This window comes from Planococcus faecalis, from assembly GCF_002009235.1.
Classification (GTDB): Bacteria; Bacillota; Bacilli; order Bacillales_A; family Planococcaceae; genus Planococcus; species Planococcus kocurii.
Genome location: NZ_CP019401.1, coordinates 3392487 through 3411948 on the forward strand (window position 1 = coordinate 3392487; position 19462 = coordinate 3411948).

Genomic DNA, 19462 nt, shown 5'->3' on the forward strand with positions numbered 1-19462 from the left:
CATTTTAGGCAACACAAAAGGGGCTGCACTCAAAAGTCATTTGTTCATGACCTTTGGAGACAGCCCCTTCTACTTAATTAGCAGTAGATGAAGTTGTATTTTTTGCTAATAGTAAATACGCAAGTAGGGCGATTGTGCACATCGAAAAAATAACAAGTCCCATCGGAACAGCCGTATTTTCTCCAGCAATCCCTACTAACGGTGCAGTCGCAGCCCCTAGGATAAAAGGCAATAGCCCAAGTAACGCAGAAGCACTTCCTGCTACGTGACCTTGACTTTCCATAGCAAGAGTAAAAGAGGCTGTCCCCACTACACCAATCGACATGATGAAAAAGAAAATTGGAATCACCACTGCCCACAGAGGTCCTTGTATGAACACGACAGCTAATAACACTGCACCAGCAAGCGTTGCGGTATAGAGAGCCGTTTCTAAAAGTTTCTTTTCAGACCATCTATAAGAAAATCGGCCAACAGCGTAGCTACCCATAATCAGCCCAATGCCATTCATCCCAAAGAGCACACTAAACATTTGAGGGGAAGTCCCGTAGATGTTTTGATAGATAAAAGGAGTACCCGATACATAAGCAAAAACACCGCCGATTAAAAAGCCTTGTGCTAACGCATACCCTGTAAATTGGCGATTTCTTAAAATTCCTGCAAAGTTACCGAATGTTGATTTTAGATTACTTGGTACTCGTTTTTCAGACGGTAAACTTTCTGTTAAACGAAAAGCCGAAAGAAGTAACAGAACAATTCCTAGTGTCGTTAACAGCATGAAAATCCCTTTCCAATCTGCAAACAATAAGACGCCGCTACCAATAGAAGGCGCAATTAACGGAACTAAATTACCAATAACCATTAATAACGCAAACAACCGTGTCAGTTCTGGTCCACTACTGACATCCCGCACAATTGCCCGGGAAATAACAAGTCCACCAGAAGCTGCTAAGCCTTGTATAAAGCGTAGGAAAACAAATAGATAAATGTTCGGAGCAAATATACAAGCGATTGATGCGACAATATAAGCCACTAAGGAAATTAATAACGGTTTTCGCCTTCCGTGCATATCGCTGAGTGCACCAGCAATCAATTGGCCGATTGCTAGTCCTAACAAGCATGCTGTTAAGCTTAATTGAACAGAACTAGCATTTGTTTCATAAACGTCCGCTAAAATTGGGAACGCTGGTAAATACATATCAATGGTAAATGGCACTAAAGTAGTCAACGCACCCATTAGTAAAATAAATTGGTTGCGTTTTAGACCAGTTGAACTTCCCACTCGTTTTACACCTTCTTTTCTTCTATTACTTATCTATGCTAAGCAAGCTTTAGTCAGCTGCACGCAGTGACATTTTCTGTTTTGTGATAAAAACTCAGTTTGTCTCTGTAAGTTTTGTGAATGACATAACTAAAAAACCCATAGCTATTAGTTTATCACAATGGATAAGCTAACAGCTATGGGTTGAAATAGAGCGATTAAAAAGATTTTTTTATTTTACTTCTACTGTCCAACCAAGTGTATCTTCAATTTTTCCTGTTTGGATTCCCGTAATCGTGTCGTATAGCTTTTGTGACAACTCACCAATTTCATGGTTATTAACGATCATTTTTTTACCTTTGTAGTTTAGTTCTCCTACCGGTGAGATAACTGCAGCTGTACCTGTACCAAAGACTTCTTCTACGTGGCCCGCTTCATAAGCTTCATACAACTCATCAATAGAAACGCGTTTTTCTGTTACAGCGATTCCCCATGTGCCGAGCAATTCAATAATGGACATGCGCGTAATGCCTTTTAAGATACTGCCATTTAACTCAGGTGTTACGACTTCCCCATTTATTTTGAAGAAGATGTTCATGCTGCCAACTTCTTCAATGTATTTTTTCTCAACACCATCGAGCCACAAGACATCCGCGTTGCCTTCTTTTTTAGCATCTGCTTGTGCTTGGTAGCCTGACGAATAGTTTCCTGCTGTTTTGGCCATCCCCGTTCCGCCTTTGACAGCGCGAGTAAATTTCTCTTCTACATGAATGACTACTGGCTGAAGACCGCCTGAGAAATAAGAGCCTACCGGCGACAAAATGACCATATATTTATAGGTTTGAGAAGGTCCGACTGCTAAATTTGCATCTGTTGAAATAATATAAGGGCGGATATAAAGAGAAGTTCCAGGCGTTTTGGGTACCCACTCTTTTTCCAATTTGACTAATTGCATTAAATGCTCGAGCGCTAGTTGCTCATCGATTGCTGGAATGCTTAGACGTTCGCTAGAAAGATTGAGACGTTCAAAGTTTTTCTCAGGACGGAATAACAGAATGCGGCCGTCTTCTGTATGATAAGCCTTCATGCCTTCAAAAACTGTTTGACCGTAATGGAAGATCATCGCTGCCGGATCTAAGCTAATGGGTCCATAGGGTACAATTTTAGGATCATACCAACCTTTTTCTGTTTGGTATTCGAGCATATACATATGATCTGTAAAGGTAGTCCCGAATGGCACTTGGTCTTTCACCGGCTTTTCTTTTTTGCTGGTATTGTTAATAACTTCAAGTTGCTGTGTTGTCATTATCAGGACTCCTTCTATCAAAATAATTATAATTATCAGTTATATGAATAATTATACACGTTCATTCTCTTCTTTAATAGCTTCTCTATGCATTATTCTAAAATCATGATAAAAGACCTGTTTTTTCAAAAAAAAAGACCATTCAGCGAATGATCTCAATAAAGTGTGCCAGAATCTTGGCAGTTAATCCCCAAATGACTTTGTCACCATAAATGTAAAAATACTCATCTACCTGGCGTGTTCGCCAATTGTAGTTTTCGCCTCCAGCAATCAAATCAAAAGGAAAACTTTCTTCTGGTTGGATATCAAAATTGACACGATAGATTTTCGGTTCCTTTTCCAAGAAAAAAGATAGTGGCACCGTAAAAATGCTGTCAACTTCCGGTGGATTAGGAGTGAATGCCGTTTCTGGATTAATCACACCAGCGAATGTGTAGACGATCATGCCAAAAGGCGAAACGATATAGTCCAACGGATAAATATCTGAGATTTCTGCTCGTTCTATTCCCAATTCTTCAATTGTTTCACGGACTGCCGTGTCTTCTTCTGTCTGATCCTGAAAATCAATTTTCCCACCTGGAAAACAAATTTCTCCGGGCTGATTTCTAAGATCGTAAGAACGAACTTCAAAGAGGACATGGATTTCTCCATCTTTTTCGATAAGAGGTAAAAGAATTGCGTATTTCGAAAATTCCTTATTTCCTAAAACTTCAGGAGTGCGGTTTTTTACTTTTTTCAGCATACTTTGTGGATCCATATCAACACCTCATCTCTTCTTTCCATTTTATCAAATTCAACTCGAAAATTCCTTTTCAGAAAAGACCTTGTGGCGATTCGAATTGACTATGTCATCAAAATTTCTCGGATATCCTCTGCCGACATCGCCTTTAACGGTTCTTCCCCCGATTGGATTACATCATCAATCAAGTTTTTCTTTTTCATTTGCAGTTCATTGATTTTCTCTTCAATAGTCCCCTTAGCAATTAATCGGACAACTTGAACTTCCTTTTTTTGTCCCATCCGATGGGCACGATCCGCTGCTTGTTGCTCGACAGCTGGGTTCCACCAAAGATCATACAACACCACCGTATCCGCACCTGTTAAATTCAAACCGGTGCCCCCCGCTTTTAAAGAAATCAAAAATAACTCACCTTGACCCTCATTAAAACGTGTGCATAAGTCTACTCGTTCCGCTGGCGGCGTTTGACCATCTAAATAAAAGTAAGAGACCCCTTCTTTTGTTAATTGATGGCCAATCATGCCGAGCATCTTAGTAAACTGTGAAAAGACTAGCACACGCCGGCCAGTCAGTCGGCATTCCTCTATGAGCTCCATCAGTTGGTCAAACTTAGCAGATCCTCCATTATAGTCTTCCACAAATAATGCCGGATGGCAGCATAATTGACGCAACCTCGTAAGACCTGCCAAAATTCGAATTCGGTTTTTTTGAAAGCTATCTTTGTTTAAATGCTTCAGCGCATCTTGTTTTAATTCAGCTAAGTACGCAGCGTATAATTGTTTTTGTTCTTTTTGTAGTTCTGAAAATCGAATCGTTTCTACTTTATCTGGAAGTTCTGTTAACACCTCTGTTTTGATGCGCCGCAAAATAAATGGTCGAACTCGTTTTTTGATGCTGTCACGTCTCATTTCGCTAAACAGCCTACGATTTGGGAGAAGTTCAGGAAATATCACGTTGAAAATCGACCACAATTCGTCTAAAGAGTTTTCAATTGGGGTTCCAGTCAATGCAAATCGGTAATCTGCTTGAATCGCCTTAACTGCTTTTGCTGTTTGCGTAACCGGATTTTTAAAAGCCTGGGCTTCGTCCAAAAACAAAGTATGAAAGCGTTGCTCTCGGTATAGCACTTGATCCATGCGCATTGAAGGGTAAGAAGTAATGATAACGTCCGACTCTCGCATTTTTTTAATCGACAAAGCTCTTTGTCTTTTGTCACCGTCTATAATGCCAGCTTTAATGCTTGGTGCAAATTTAGCTAGTTCGTTCAGCCAATTGTAAACTAGCGACGAAGGAGCAACTACGAGTACAGGTTGCCGCTGCTTCCGAATCTCGGGGAGTACCGATACGATAAAAGCGATGCTTTGCAAGGTTTTTCCAAGCCCCATGTCATCAGCCAAAATACCACCGAATTGGTATTTCGCGAGCAGCTTAAGCCAACGAAAGCCGGCTTCCTGATAATCTCGAAGAACTCCATTTAAACTTTCTGGTATATCTGTAGTCAATTTTTCTGGACGATTCAAGCTTTGCAACAAACTGGAAAAATCTGCGCCTGGATCGAGCAATTGTCCATCTTCTAGTGAAGCGACTACTTGCAACCCATGGATCAATGGAATTCGGATCTCTTCTCTTCCAAAATTAGTTGCAGTAACAGCCAAGTCACGTAAAAAATCACTCAACTCAAGGAATTGTTGAGTTTCTAAAGACATTAACGTTCCGTTAGGGATTCGGTAAAATGGTCGTTTCTCTTCTAACGCCTCCAAAATTTTCTTGATTTCAGATTCTGGAATGTCTTGTAAGTCAAAGCGGAACTCTAGCCAATCTGTACGTTCACTTATTTCCACCTTTACTTTCGGACCACCATAATTTTTTTGAACGCGCATTTTTACAGCAGTTGTTGCAAATACCTGCATCAATTCTTCGAGCACAGGCATAACGTGATAGAGAAAATGATACTCCGCTTCCTCGTCTTGCATATAGAAGCCGCTATCGGTTTGTGTAAACTCACTGTCTTTCATAATTTGTAGAATATCTTGTTCTTGGTGACGTTGTCTACGGATCCCCGGATAATGGCGAGGTCCACCTTCTGCTTCTTCACATGGATTAATAACTAAGTGGCCATAATGGAATTCCACTCCGGCTAGTAAGCGATGTTTAATGCGATCGAGGAATAATTTGGCACGAAGAGGCGTTTTCACTAATCGTTCTGCTACTGCGTCTGCAATATACACGTTTCCCAAACGTTCTAGTCCAGGTACGACTGTCGCCATGAAATGATCGATTTCTTGTGCTGAGATAAGCAACTGATCAACGGAGTTTGGCAGAAATTCCTTTAGTTCTGTTAAGTGTCTAGCGTCTTCTTCGGCCAAATAGAACAATGCCTCATCCGCAATTGCCATTTCATAATCTTTTAGAATTAGCACTTCTTCGAGTCCTTCAACATCTAGCCGGAACCCTCCAGAACGATGCTCAGCAAAATGAAAAGACAAAGGCAATTCTTTTTCCACGCGAATGCCGTCCGTAATGACTCGGTCTCTAACAAGTTTGACGTAAGGTGCGGCTTGAAGTAACGGCAATAACCGCTCCCAATCCGGAGCTGCCATGACTAGCAGTTCTGTGCCTTCTGTTCTTACTGCGCCAGCAAGTCGAGTCCTTGCTAAATAATCGAGCACTGTTGTGGTTTCGTCTTGCAGACGATGCTCTTCCGGTGAGTAATAAAAGCCAGTAGACTCGCTATAAGTTTCTTCCGCTCTGACCGCCTTTAAAAACGTATCGAGATCACCAATAGTTGCTAAATGTTCAATACCCGCAGCGACTCGTAAGGCGAGTACGTGATCGTTTTCTCCCGACATCACCGGCAACAAACTAAATTCAATGTGAAGCAATTGCCGTTTATCAAAATATTGGCGTCCTTTCGTCCCATTCTTCTGTCGCGCAAACAAATCCAACATTTTCACAGCTGGATTCTCACGTTGTTGCATGTCATCTATCGCTAGTAAAACTCCTGCAATATGATGGCAATAGGTCTGCACAAAACCTACCGGTGGACAGCTACAAGAAGCGAGAATTTCACCATCCTCCTGTTGTTTAACGCTCACGTAAAATTCATTACGTCCTGTAACAACAGCTTTTATCAGTCGGTCATCACTCAAATCTGGTAATAGCCGAATTTTTCCAGCTTGAATAAAGCTTTTGCCTTTTTTATAAGCCGCGATTCCGCATAATTTTTTTATTTTTATTTCATTAAGTGAAAAATTCATGATAGTAGTTCCTTTCCAGGACACCCGAATACCGGTGACAGTTGTCTTTATTATCCCCGACTGCGGAGGGTGAATCAACTTCTCTACCTGTTCGACTTTGATAGTTAAAGAAAATCCCCTCCAACAAGACGTTGAGGGGGTTTTTTTTGATTTTAAAAGTTACTTATCATTTATATGATTGGAGATTCTTCAATTTTCGGAATCTGTTTTTTTATCGCTTCAATGGCTTCTTCTAAATTCCTAACTTGCAGTACTTTTTTTTGCGCATCAGGATATTGAAGACCTGTATGTTGATAGCGTGAATCGTAATAATACTCCAGCAGCAATCTTACTGCAGAGGGAAATTCACCGACTTCTAAAGCTACTTCAATTTGCTTTGAAATGTTTAAAGGCATCCGTGTTTTGATTCGTTGAAAAGCTGCGATACACTCGGCTTGGTATTCCACTGGACGGTAATCTTCAATAATTTCTTTGATTCGTTCTTCCATGGGCATGTCGATGATCAGTTGAACGCTATTGGCTTTCAATTCTGTTAGCCAACTCGGAATGACAATTTTCCCGATTCTCGCGCTTTCGGCTTCAAAAAGAATAAATGGAGATTTCTCTAGCTCTCGGCATTGCTGGACTAGCAACGAATCAAACATTTTCTGATTATGTGGCTCAACGCCAATATGACCGAAGATCGAACCTTTATGATTGGCCAGTCCTTCTAAATCGATAACCGGATAGCCCTGCTTTTCCAAAGCTTTTAAAATTCTTGTTTTACCTGTACCGGTTAAGCCGTTCAATACATATGCTTTAAAAGGCGCTTCTGGCTGGTCGAGCTGGCTCACAACCCATCTGCGGTATTCGCGGATTCCGCCCTCTAAGCGACTGACGTGAACGTCCATCAATGACAAAAGTGTAGCTGTAGTGCGGCTACGCATGCCACCGCGCCAGCAAAAGACCGTTTTGCTGCCTTCAACCTGCTTAAACCGTTGAACAAATTCTGGTAATTTAGCTGATATAATCTCCAGACCTCGTACTTTTGCAGCTTCCACACTCGCTTGCTTATAAAGAGTTCCAATTTCTGCTCGTTCTGTATCATCGAAAAAAGGAATATTGATGCTGCCTGGTATTGAAAAATTCTTATACTCCGATGGCGACCTGACATCGATTAGCACCATCTTTTTCTGTTCACTTAAAGGCATCAATTCATTTACTGAAATATTGCTAAACATCCTTTTTCCTCCAAACACGCGCTTGTTTTACGTATTGTAACAGTATACACCCATATGGAACGGTTTTCTTTTTTGATTGCTCATCAGATTTTCACCGTTTTATTGTTCTCTGCCAACTGCTCTGTGTTTCAACTTCGGGACTGAGGGAATCGAATTAACTAATGGTAAATTATCAATGTCTCATGGCTGGAAGGAGAAAATAGTATGAGGGAACTTTTCGGATTGATGAAATTCGGTACAAGGTCGGCTTTATGGGCAGCCGTTATTAATAGTGTCGTTGCCATCATCAAGACGGCAGCCTATATGATTACTGGGAATGTCGCGATGTTTGCTGAAATGATGCATAGCTTTGGTGATGCCGCCAATCAATTTTTTGTGTTTATCGGCTCCGCATTGAGTAAGAAAGAACCAACAGAAAAATTTCCTGGAGGATTTGGACGTTTGGTCAATCTCGTCCTGCTCGGTGCCGTATTGATTGTTGCTGTCTTAGCTTATGAAACAATTGTTGAGGGAATTCATCACATTTCGAATGCTACACATTCAGAAGATTGGTTTTGGTTGAATATTGGTGTATTGGGTGCTTCGGCGCTTCTTGAAGCTGCTGTTCTTTATAAAGCCATGAAAGAAATTACGGAGCACCTTCCAAAAGAACAAGTTAAAGGATTTAAATTGATTCCAGAAAGCTATAAACACGTGAAAGATGCTAAACCTGCTTCGAAATTGGTCTTTTTAGAAGACAATGTTGCAGTTGGTGGAGCGGTCCTCGCCATACTGGCAATTATCGTTGCGACATATACACCTTTCCATAGTGCGACAGGCTACGCTTCGATTATTATTGGTATTGCACTTGTTTTGGTAGTCGGTCGTATCTTTATGGATAATGCAGCCGGTGCACTTGGTGTAGCTGATGTGAAAATGCAGGCACGGATGGGTGCTCGAATTTTACAACATCCACACATCAACGACATTCAAGATCTGGACGTCATTAAAGAAGGTGAAAGTCTTCATGTTGAACTCAAAGTTGAAGTAGATTCCAATATGACCATTAAAGAAGCAGATGATATTCGAAATTATATTGAGAAGAAAATAAAAGAAAGCGTAAAAAATGTAACAGATGTTATTATTGAATTTGACGACGATGATGGTATTGATACATGGAGCAGTATCTCTCCTAAAGATAACCAATAGTTTCGTGGTTTCATAAAAAATAACCCAAACTGGAAAATGAAAACATCTCCGGTTTGGGTTATTTTAAGCTCTTGGTGATTTCTTAGCGATATTTGCCAACACACTCGTTTTCAAGTAATGGTAAACACCGTTTTCATCACAAGTAAACGCTGTGACTTCATCCACTACTGCTTGAATGTGAGCGGGGGCGTTTTTCATTGCTACAGCGTGAGATACGTATTCGAACATTTTCACATCGTTGTCACTGTCTCCAATGGCGAGTGTTTCACAGCCGATTAACCCAAAGCGTTCCAGCATTTGAGCGATTCCAGACGCCTTACTCACATTCGCGACCATTACTTCCATATTATTTGGAGAAGAGGGAGTCATCGTAAACTGCATAAGCTTTTGTAGCTCTTCTAACTCTTGTTTCCAGTTGTCGATTTCATCGCGAGTTCTTGCAAAAAAATAAAATTTGGAGAAATGACTTTCTGTTAGTTCCTCTACCCATCTAATATCTTCTTTGATTGCTTGTTGGCGTGAAATCCATTCGTTCGTCTGTACCGATTCGGGCTTGGGTTCGCGCACTGCAGCTTCGACAAATTCTTTGTCCTGCTTTAATACTTGCTGGGATTGACCATGCGGAAAAAGTTCGTAATAGATTTTATGTTCACGCGCTTTCTTGATGATGGCTTCTACTAAATCCAGTGGAAGAGAGTGCTCAAAAACTACTTCGTTTCCAATGTAACCCGCCATGCCGTTTGCGGTAATGATGCCATCTACCATAAACCCTTCCGGTAGCATCCCTACCAGTTCAGCAGAAGACCTTCCTGTCGCCACAAATACGAAAATGCCTTCATTTCGCAGCTCATCTATAATTTGTTTCGTTTCTGCACTCACTTTGTTGTGGTGATTTAAAATTGTTCCATCCATGTCCAAAAAGACGGCTTTAGGTTTGACTGACACGTTATTACCTCCTGTTGATTAAAGACAACTAATTAATACAAGTATACGTCCTGTTATTTTTAAACTCAATGAATCTGCCGTGCCGCCTACCGTATCTACACCGATTAAAACTCTGGTACCTTCTTTAAGGCATCCAAATAGCTAGATATCCTTAGTTCTAGAATATAGCGTAATAAATTTCTATTGCGAATAGACAGAAAATGTTAGAATGACGGAAAGAGGAATTTCGAATTTTACGTATGGTTCACAGAAAATACGCCTAACACGTAAGAAATATCCAGCTGTTACATAAGTTGAAGCTGCAGATGGAGGCTAGTATGGAACAAATTTTAATCATTCAAAAAGTATTGAATAATAATGTTGTGATTGCCCACCATGATACCTATAAAGAAGTCGTATTAATTGGCAATGGCCTCGGATTCAATCGAAAAAAAGGAGATTCGATTCCTTTTGACGAAGCAGATAAAACATTTTTGCTAAAAGACGAGAACGAAATGGAACAATATGTAAATTTACTTCCTTATATTGAGGAAAAGCTCCTTATCTTTATTCATGAACTCCTTCTTTTCATCGAGGAAAAAATGGATAAGCAATTGAACGAGCATATCCACGTGGCTTTGACTGATCACATTGCGTTTGCCATTAATCGTGCGAAAAAAGAGATTCAATTCTCCAATCCTTTTTTATTTGAAATTGAGTCACTGTATCCAAAAGAATACTTAGTGGCCAAAGACGTTGTGACAAAAGTGGAAGAGCGGACAGGCGTTTCTTTTCCAGAAGGTGAAGTTGGTTTTATCGCGCTCCATATTCACAGTGCGGTAACAGACAAGCCTTTACGCGACATCAATCGATACCATGCGCTGATTTCAAAAATGGTGAATATTATCGAAGATAATCTTGATATTCAATTGGAAAAAAACAATATTGACTATCATCGTCTCATTCAACACCTTCACCGCGCGATTGACCGAGCCGCAAAAGGCACGTTGCTTGGTGAAGAAAATAAATTAGCTGCTATGTTGAAAAGTGAATATCCTGTATGCTATAATCTTGCCTATAAGCTCATTAAAGTCATGCAAAATCAATTGAATAAGCCGGTAGATGAAGCGGAAGTCATGTATTTGACCATTCATCTGCAACGCTTAACACATAAATTCTGACATACGTGTTACTGATTCGATCAGGCATGAGTATGAAAAGATGAAAAGTTGACTACTAGGACAAACCTGCCCTCTGACAACTTTCCCTTTTCTGCTCATGCCTTTTTGTATCCATTCAATTGTTTTTTCATAGTTAAAACATAAAGGAGGAAGTTATATGTCATTCAATTTTTTCGGTACTTTGCAAAAAGTAGGTAAAGCTTTAATGTTACCTGTCGCACTCTTGCCCGCTGCTGGTATTCTGTTAGCTTTTGGTACTAGTTTTGCACAAGAATCATTTTTGGAAGCGGTTCCTTTTATGGGAGCTAACTGGATTCAGCAATTATTATTCGTTATGGCAGAAGCAGGTGGCGTTGTTTTTGACAACTTGCCTTTACTATTTGCTGTAGGTGTCGCCATTGGTCTTGCTGGCGGTGACGGGGTAGCAGGACTCGCAGCCATCATCGGTTACTTGATTATGAATGTCACGATGAAGGCATTTGGTGGAATTACGCTGGAAATGACGACTGATCCAGCATACGCTAATGTATTAGGCATCCCTACGCTACAGACCGGTGTTTTCGGCGGAATTATCGTTGGTGTCTTAGCCGCTTTCATGTACAATAAATTTTTCAATATCCAATTGCCACAGTTTTTAGGATTTTTTGCAGGAAAGCGCTTTGTTCCCATCGTTACGGCTTTCTCTGCTGTTTTTCTTGGCATTATTATGTTCATGGTTTGGCCATTCGCTCAAACTGGATTAAATACACTTTCCCATTTCATGTTGGAGACAAACCGTACGCTTGCAGCTTTTGTATTCGGTGTTATTGAACGCTCTCTGATTCCATTTGGATTGCACCATATTTTCTACTCGCCTTTCTGGTTTGAATTCGGTCAATACACAACTGCGGCTGGTGAAATTGTCCGCGGCGACCAACGGATCTTCTTTGCTCAATTGCAGGACGGTGTAGACTTTACGGCTGGTACATTTATGACCGGTAAATTTCCATTCATGATGTTCGGCCTTCCCGCTGCAGCACTTGCTATCTATCATTGTGCACGCCCTGAGAAAAAGAAAATTGTTGGCGGTATTATGGCCTCAGGTGCGTTGACTTCTTTCTTAACTGGAATTACAGAACCACTTGAATTCTCATTTTTATTTGTAGCTCCTGTGTTGTTTGGTATTCATGCTATTTTCGCAGGATTATCGTTTATGACGATGCACTTGCTCGATGTTAAAATCGGAATGACGTTCTCCGGTGGACTGATTGACTTTTTGCTCTTCGGTGTTTTACCCGGTAGAACAGAATGGTTTTGGGTCATCGTTGTCGGTCTCGTGTTCTCGGTCATCTACTACTTTGGTTTCCGTTTTGCCATCTTGAAATTCAACTTGATGACACCTGGACGCGAACCAGAAGAAGAAGGCGACGAAGAGATGGAAGAAATCGGCGACTTACCGTATGAAATTCTTGCTGCCATGGGCGGACAAGAAAACATCAAACACCTTGATGCTTGTATCACACGTCTGCGCGTCAGTGTAGCAAATAAAGGAAACGTCGATAAAAAGAGATTGAAAAAACTTGGCGCTTCCGGTGTCATGGAAGTCGGCAACAACATTCAGGCGATCTTCGGACCGGTTTCGGATAGCTTACGCGGACAAATGCAAGATATCATGAATGGTAAATCCCCTCGTCCAGCTTCCAAAACTGCTGCTCCGACGGAAAATACAGTTGCATCGGCGACGCCATTGGAATTCAATAGCCCGATTACAGGTGAACTTCTTCCAATTTCAGAAGTTCCGGACCAAGTATTCTCCGGCAAAATGGTTGGAGATGGATTTGCAATTAAACCGACAGAAGGAAAAGTTTTTTCTCCGGTAAACGGAAAAGTTGTTACGGTCTTCCCTACTAAGCACGCTATTGGGATTGCGGCAGACAACGGTACGGAAATTCTAATTCACATCGGTATTGATACAGTCCATCTAAAAGGTGAAGGGTTTACATCGCATATTGAACAAGGTGACTTGGTAGAGCAAGGACAACTCTTGATGGAAATGGATCTTGATTATATCGCTGAACATGCGGCTTCCATCGTTACGCCTATCGTTTTCACAAATCTTGAAGAAGGCCAGTCAATCAAACTCCTAAAGTCTGGTGCAGTGACAGCTAAAGATACAGGAATTATAGAAATTATCCATGGAGAACCTGTTGTTTGACTTGATACCCCTACTTAAAAGCCCAGCTAGACTCGGAAACTTTCCGAATCTAGCTGGGCTTTATCGTCTTATAAATTTCTCCTATCAATTTAAAAATACAATCTGACCTCTAAGTTTTGTTCGGAATTGATACTTTTAACTAGTCCAATCCTCTGCTAATGTTATGTGAAAACGAACAGATGGGAAGGTTACTAACGATGCAAAAAACGACTAGCTATTCACCTGCCGCTAATTCACGGACACTCGATTTGATTTTGAGCGCTATGGCCATTGCCCTTGTCTTCGTCGCTACTTTACTACTAAATATTCGCTTGCCAATTGCTGCAAACGGCGGCCTTGTCCACCTTGGTACTGCGATGCTTTTCATCATCGCCATTCTTTTTGGTTCTAAAAAAGGCTTGATTGCCGGTGCAATCGGCATGGGGCTATTTGATTTAGTTTCTGGGTGGACTTTATGGGCGCCCATTACAATTGTGGCTCGTGGTCTCCAAGGTTACTTAGTCGGGAAAATTGCTTGGTCTGGTGGCAGAAATGGTAGCAGTACAGCTTTCAATATTTTTGCAGCAACTCTTTCAATTCCGCTGATGGTTGCCATTTATTACGTCGGGGAAGCTATTATCTTTAGCAGTTGGATTATTCCTGCTGCTTCGATTCCCGGAAACCTAGTTCAAAACTTCGTCGGACTGATTATTGCCATTCCAGTTGCAGTTGCCTTGAAAAAAACTCCATTCTTCAAATAACACAACCGGAGAAAAATAGTTTTTGAATTGCCACTGGGAATGTAAAAAGTAGAATTTAAAAGGGGCTGTCCCATAAGTCCCTAAAAAGACGATGAAAAAGAAATTTTTTTCATCGTCTTTTTTTTGTGATGAGCTTCCTGAACGCAGTTGACGATGCCGGCTGCTTTTAGAAGATTGTAGGTCCATGCCACAATTTCGAACGCCGTATACACTTTATCGAGGCCCGGGAGGAGGAATCGACGGAACGACGCGTGGTGAAGACGGCAGCCGGCTGAGGCCGTGCCCGCGGAAAGCGTCCGTCGGAATGGACAGCAACTATTTCTCAGCCATACAAAAAAGGGCTGCCCTGAAAAGTCATTTTTCATGACTTTTGGGACAGCCCTTTTGATATATTTTTCTACTTAAATTCCGATTGGGCTTTTTTCATCCAATTGCAACGCTTTTGCTGTTGAAGTATGGATTTCTTGAAGAAGCTCAGGATTCTCAGCCAACGAGATGCCGTAAGACGGAATCATCTCTTTGATCTTCGGTTCCCATTCGCCCACATGATCCGGAAAACATCTTTGGAAAATTTCAAGCATGGCATGAACAGCCGTAGATGCACCTGGTGAAGCGCCTAATAAAGCAGCAACCGAACCGTCCCCAGAAGTAACAATTTCCGTACCAAACTGAAGAGTTCCTTTGCCTTTATCCGTATCTTTAATAACTTGTACACGCTGTCCTGCGACTACTACATCCCAGTCTGCAAGTTTGGCAGTCGGAATAAATTCGCGCAGTTCTTCCACACGTTTTTCATTGGATAGCAATACTTGCTGAACCAAATATTTTGTTAACGACATTTCTTTCGCCCCTGCAGCAAGCATGGTAAAGACGTTATTTGGTTTTACAGAACCGAGTAAATCCATGTTTGAGCCTGTTTTCAGGAATTTCGGTGAAAATCCTGCAAATGGTCCGAACAATAATGATTTCTTGCCGTCAATAAAGCGTGTATCCAAATGCGGTACGGACATTGGCGGAGCGCCAACTTTTGCTTTTCCATATACTTTTGCATGATGTTGCTCTACAATTTCAGGATCGTTGCAAACTAAGAACAAGCCACTCACCGGGAAGCCACCAATATGCTTAGACTCAGGAATCCCCGTCTTTTGAAGCAAAGGCAAACTTCCGCCACCGCCGCCGATAAAGACGAAGTCCGCGTTATGGTACTCAATTTTGTTGTTTTCAAGGTCCTGAACTTTGACTTCCCACGTGCTATCACTACTACGTTTAATGTCTTTAACTGCATGGTTGTAGTTCATTTCGACTTGTTGCTCTTCCAAATGAGTAAACAGCATTTCCGTTAAAGCACCAAAGTTAACATCCGTACCCGTATCAATTTTGGTTGCCGCTATGGCTTCAGTTGAAGTTCGACCTTCCATAATAAGGGGAATCCATTCTTTCAACTTTTCTAGGTCAGCTGAATATTCCATGCCTTTAAATAAAGGACTTTTTGATAATGCTTCAAATCGGTTGTTTAAGAAACGTACATTGTCTTCTCCTTGTACCAAACTCATGTGCGGAATCGACATAATAAAGTCCTGTGGATTAGCAATGCGTTTGTGATTTACAAGAAACGACCAAAATTGTCTCGAAAGCTGAAACTGTTCGTTGATGCTACTCGCTTTTTTTATATCGATAGAGCCGTCAGCTTGTTCAGGCGTATAGTTCAGCTCGCAAAGTGCTGCATGTCCTGTTCCAGCGTTATTCCATTCATTTGAACTTTCGGCTCCTGCTTTTTCAAGTTTTTCAAACACTTTAATATTCCAGCTAGGGGCTAACTCTTTAAGCATTGCTCCCAAAGTCGCGCTCATAACTCCAGCGCCGATCAAGATAACGTTCTTGTTTTTTTGTTGGTTGTCCATTATAACCTTCCTTATCCCGTATATTTGCAAATAGGTGCAGCTTGCTCCTGATCAAATAATACAAAAAGCCAGGCTCAACCGTAAAACACACCTTTTCTGCTTCAATTTAATAATTATATCACATTTTTCGATTCGACCTATGTGGTTTTGCCTGTCAATTATACCTTACTTAGAGCCTGTAAAAAAGAAAGACCTCCAGCGCAATTGGAGATTTACTCGAAGCAATTAAAAAAGGCCACTACTTGTTATCAGTAATGGCCTTTTCCGTTGGATTTTACCCTTGCAGCACTTTATAACGACGAATAACTTCTTTGGTAACATCACTATCTTCAGCGAGGCCACTAAACTTCTGTAACGTCTCTGCAAGTCCATGTTCACGAATCATTTCTTGGATTTCCACCGCTTCTTCATCTTCTGGGTAATCGAATAATAACGCAGCTGCAACCGCATTCGCTAGATGTGTGTACGGCAATCCCGCTTTTTGCGCTTGTGTAGCTGGTCGAATTAGCCGATCTTCAGGTCCTAGCTTACGAATAGGAGCACGTCCGACTCGTGTCACGCCATCGTTCAAATAAGCATTTTTAAAGCGCTCGATATTTTTATCAATATAGGCCAAATGATCAGCTTCATCAAGTTTGTATTGCTTTATTAAATAAGCACCTGTTTCTTTTAACGTCGCTCTTACTTCCCTAACAATTTCTTCATCGCCTAAGGTTTCATCAATGGTCGTTTTTCCCGCTAAATAGCCCAAATAAGCAATCACGGCATGACCAGTATTCACGGTAAACAACTTCCGTTCGATAAACGGTGCAAGATCTTTGACTATTGTCATGCCAGTTACTGGCGGAATATCCTCTGTCGTTTCCACGACCCACTCGTAATATGGTTCAACTAACACATCCAATGAATCCTGATTTTGGATTGGCACAATGCGGTCAACCGCTGAGTTGAAAAAGCAAATTTTCTCTTCCAGTTGGATTTGCGTTTCTTCGTCTAGATTGTCCAAAATGTGCTGCTTTAGTATGTCGGTCGCCCCAATTTGATTTTCACAGGCAATAACATAAAGCTTATCCTCTGTTGCCGTGATGCGCTTAGCTAAACCACGGGCAATTAACGGGGCAATTAACGGCAAAATATTCGGACCGATGGCAGTGGTTAAATAAGTTGCTTGTTGAATCGCCTCAATGACGTCATTTTCATGTGTCCGGTTGTTAATACCCGAAACATTGGTGATCGCAATGGTTTCTTCCTGCGATTGTGCCAATTTTACTTGATAGCCTTTTTCTTCATTTAACTTATTGATTACTTGATCTGCAACATCCACAAACGCTACGTGATAGCCCGATTCGGAAAATAACGCACCGATAAATCCTCTACCAATGTTTCCCGCTCCAAAATGAATAGCCTTCTTCACTGTCATCATTCCTTTATCAACTTATTTTGTAAATAATCCAAAAAGAGTTCTTCTAATTTTTGCCGAATTACTTTTTCGTTAGCTGATGTGTAAATCATCATAGACCTTTCGCTTTCAATCAAACTGGTACTGATTAAACTTAGTATTTCCTGCTCTCTAGCTGTCAGCAATGTAGGGGCTAGCATTAATAAGAGGTTTTTTATACGCATTTCTTTCCCATCCATCCCTCGAACAACAAGAGCGGTATCGAGATGAACAACTTGAAACAATAGCCCACGGATAGAGTCGTCACGACAATGAAAAAGAGCCATATTCGTATCTGGAATTCCAAGTCCACCTTTTTTCTCTCGTTCTTTTAGTTCACGCATGGCAGCGTCAATGTCTGTAATAAGTGCTTCTTTTTCAGCCTGTTCTATTACTTCCCGCAAAACTTGCCAATGATCTGTAGCAAGCTGTGTGTTAATGACTTTAAAGTTAGTTAACAGTGTATCCATGCTTACTTGTACTTCTTTAATTTCCCTCAATACGTTTTGAATATTCGGCTTTTTGTTAGCAGTTACCGACCGGTCAGAATTTTCAAGATCCAAATATCGTTTCTTACTAGTAATTTTTTCTACATTTTTTTGCAAATAGTTTTCAATATAGCCAATATCTTGATCACTCAATAAAGGACTAACCATAATATAATCCACTTCTGTTACAGGCAATCTAATTGTCGAAATGACTAGATCGTAATCTTGGAAATGAGCTGTCTGAAATTCATTAATAGAAAGAATTTCAACTGAATTGATTTCAGGAAGTTCTTTTTGAATCCGACTGGCTAGCATTTTAGAAGTTCCGATGCCTGTTGGACAAATAACAACTGCATCAATCCGAACCCTTTCTTCATTCATCAGTAAAGCTGAGCCGAAATGCAGGACGACATAGGCGATCTCACCTGCCGGAAAATCCAAATCCTCAAATTCACTTTCTAAACTTTGCTTGACTGCCATAAACAAAACGGGGTATTTTCGTTTGATCTCGTCTGTTAACGGATTAAAGGATTCTAGTTTTTGATTTAAACGGAAAATCGATGGGCCCATATGCGCAAGCAATCCTTGGTACAATGAAAAGTCATCGACAAGATCTACATGTAGTTGCGCTGAAACGTCGCGGATTAAATTTTTTATCAATCGACCTAGCAAGACGCTATCGTAATAACCCGTATCAGCCGCTTGAACTTTTGACCCTTTTAAAATCACTGATAAAAAATAGATATCTTCCGCAGTCAATGGAATAGAAAGCTGTTTACTCAACTCTCGACAAACTGCATCCATCAATTGATGTTCGCGCTCAGTGCCATACTCTGTTTGTTCTTCAAGTTCAATCGGAAATCCATTTTCCGTGCGCTGTACTGTCAAGCAGCAATAAACAACCAGGCCAATATAATCTCTATCTGCTAACTTCGTTTGTTCTTTATTGATTTTCTGGTCAACTAATCCATCCACGACAATCATGTATCCCGGTAAAAAATAACCGAGAATTTTTTGTTGTTGTTTTTTTCCTTGTTGAAGAAAATACAAACTTTCAACCATCTCTTCGTAAAAAAAGGACAAAACATAACTTCCTAAAGCATGACGCTTGTCGGTCTCTCTACCAACCACTTCCACACCTACGCCACGTGTTCGTGATAACTCAACTGAAAATTTCCCTAACCAGCTTATTAGATCTTCTAAATAAACGGTTAGTGTAGCGGTGCTGACACCTAGATTGTTGGCGAGCATTTGCTTTTTAAAAAACGGGCCTTCATGCAGCAAAATTAGGAGCAACTTCAATTTTCTCTCCTCTGCTGTTTCATCTGCCGGACTGGTCGTTATCAAATTTTGTATGAGACGATAAACTTGATCGTTGGGTCCTTCGATAAAAAGCCCTTCATCCGCGGTACGTTCCACCGTCAAGTCGAATTGCTGCAATAGCTTTCCTACTGATTTTAAATCCCGCTGAATGGTTCGAGCACTAACATCCAAATAGGAAGACAGCGAATTTACCGTATGTTTTCCAGAGGTTTTAACAATTAGCTCGATTATGGATTTTTCTCTAAACGTGATAAACATGCAGCTCACTCATTTCGCTTTAAAATGCCTTCAACAAGACTGGGAAA

General features: G+C 40.9%; 13 protein-coding genes. 4 read left to right on the forward strand and 9 right to left on the reverse strand.

Annotation, left to right across the window (positions count from 1 at the left end):
* Positions 1-73 precede the first annotated feature (73 nt).
* The 5 genes from AJGP001_RS16860 to mnmH all read right to left on the reverse strand — a co-directional run bounded on the left by AJGP001_RS16860 (position 74) and on the right by mnmH (position 7780).
* Positions 74-1279: a multidrug effflux MFS transporter gene (locus AJGP001_RS16860; RefSeq protein ID WP_071152905.1), complete on the reverse strand. Its 1206-nt coding sequence runs from the start codon at positions 1277-1279 to the stop codon at positions 74-76.
* Positions 1280-1490: 211 nt separating this feature from the next.
* Positions 1491-2564: a branched-chain amino acid aminotransferase gene (locus AJGP001_RS16865; RefSeq protein WP_058383939.1), complete on the reverse strand. Its 1074-nt coding sequence runs from the start codon at positions 2562-2564 to the stop codon at positions 1491-1493.
* Positions 2565-2706: 142 nt separating this feature from the next.
* Complete coding sequence (locus AJGP001_RS16870; RefSeq protein WP_058383938.1) at positions 2707-3321, reverse strand: NUDIX hydrolase; 615 nt, start codon at positions 3319-3321, stop codon at positions 2707-2709.
* A gap of 86 nt (positions 3322-3407) precedes the next feature.
* Positions 3408-6560: a DEAD/DEAH box helicase gene (locus AJGP001_RS16875; RefSeq protein WP_078080793.1), complete on the reverse strand. Its 3153-nt coding sequence runs from the start codon at positions 6558-6560 to the stop codon at positions 3408-3410.
* A 170-nt stretch (positions 6561-6730) separates the two neighbouring features.
* Entirely contained in the window at positions 6731-7780 is a 1050-nt protein-coding gene (gene mnmH, locus AJGP001_RS16880; protein WP_078080794.1) for a tRNA 2-selenouridine(34) synthase MnmH, read from the reverse strand.
* Between the two features lie 204 nt (positions 7781-7984).
* Here mnmH and AJGP001_RS16885 point away from each other — a divergent pair, with 204 nt between their 5' ends.
* Positions 7985-8968 carry a cation diffusion facilitator family transporter gene (locus AJGP001_RS16885; RefSeq protein WP_071152906.1) on the forward strand — a complete coding sequence of 328 codons (984 nt, stop codon included), beginning with the start codon at positions 7985-7987 and terminating at the stop codon, positions 8966-8968.
* 63 nt (positions 8969-9031) lie between these two features.
* Here the strand turns inward: AJGP001_RS16885 and AJGP001_RS16890 are convergent, their stop codons facing one another.
* The gene (locus tag AJGP001_RS16890; RefSeq protein ID WP_071152907.1) at positions 9032-9913 is read right to left on the reverse strand and encodes a Cof-type HAD-IIB family hydrolase; all 882 of its coding nucleotides are present in this window, start codon (positions 9911-9913) and stop codon (positions 9032-9034) included.
* Positions 9914-10230: 317 nt separating this feature from the next.
* Between AJGP001_RS16890 and glcT the strand changes: the two genes are divergently transcribed.
* The 3 genes from glcT to AJGP001_RS16905 all read left to right on the forward strand — a co-directional run bounded on the left by glcT (position 10231) and on the right by AJGP001_RS16905 (position 14007).
* Positions 10231-11073, forward strand: coding sequence for a glucose PTS transporter transcription antiterminator GlcT (gene glcT / locus AJGP001_RS16895; protein ID WP_071152908.1), 843 nt, complete (start codon positions 10231-10233; stop codon positions 11071-11073).
* Between the two features lie 157 nt (positions 11074-11230).
* The gene (ptsG, locus tag AJGP001_RS16900) at positions 11231-13267 is read left to right on the forward strand and encodes a glucose-specific PTS transporter subunit IIBC (RefSeq protein ID WP_078080795.1); all 2037 of its coding nucleotides are present in this window, start codon (positions 11231-11233) and stop codon (positions 13265-13267) included.
* Positions 13268-13464: 197 nt separating this feature from the next.
* Positions 13465-14007, forward strand: a complete 543-nt coding sequence (locus AJGP001_RS16905) for an ECF transporter S component (RefSeq protein ID WP_071152909.1) — start codon at positions 13465-13467, stop codon at positions 14005-14007.
* 401 nt (positions 14008-14408) lie between these two features.
* Here the strand turns inward: AJGP001_RS16905 and AJGP001_RS16910 are convergent, their stop codons facing one another.
* From AJGP001_RS16910 to AJGP001_RS16920, 3 genes are all read right to left on the reverse strand, one after another.
* A complete protein-coding gene (locus tag AJGP001_RS16910; RefSeq protein ID WP_071152910.1) occupies positions 14409-15908 on the reverse strand; it encodes a malate:quinone oxidoreductase in 1500 nt (499 codons plus the stop codon).
* A gap of 274 nt (positions 15909-16182) precedes the next feature.
* Positions 16183-17322 (reverse strand): mannitol-1-phosphate 5-dehydrogenase, encoded by a 1140-nt coding sequence (locus AJGP001_RS16915; protein WP_071152968.1) that lies wholly within the window; start codon positions 17320-17322, stop codon positions 16183-16185.
* A 5-nt stretch (positions 17323-17327) separates the two neighbouring features.
* Entirely contained in the window at positions 17328-19415 is a 2088-nt protein-coding gene (locus AJGP001_RS16920; RefSeq protein ID WP_071152911.1) for a BglG family transcription antiterminator, read from the reverse strand.
* Between the last annotated feature and the right edge of the window lie 47 nt (positions 19416-19462).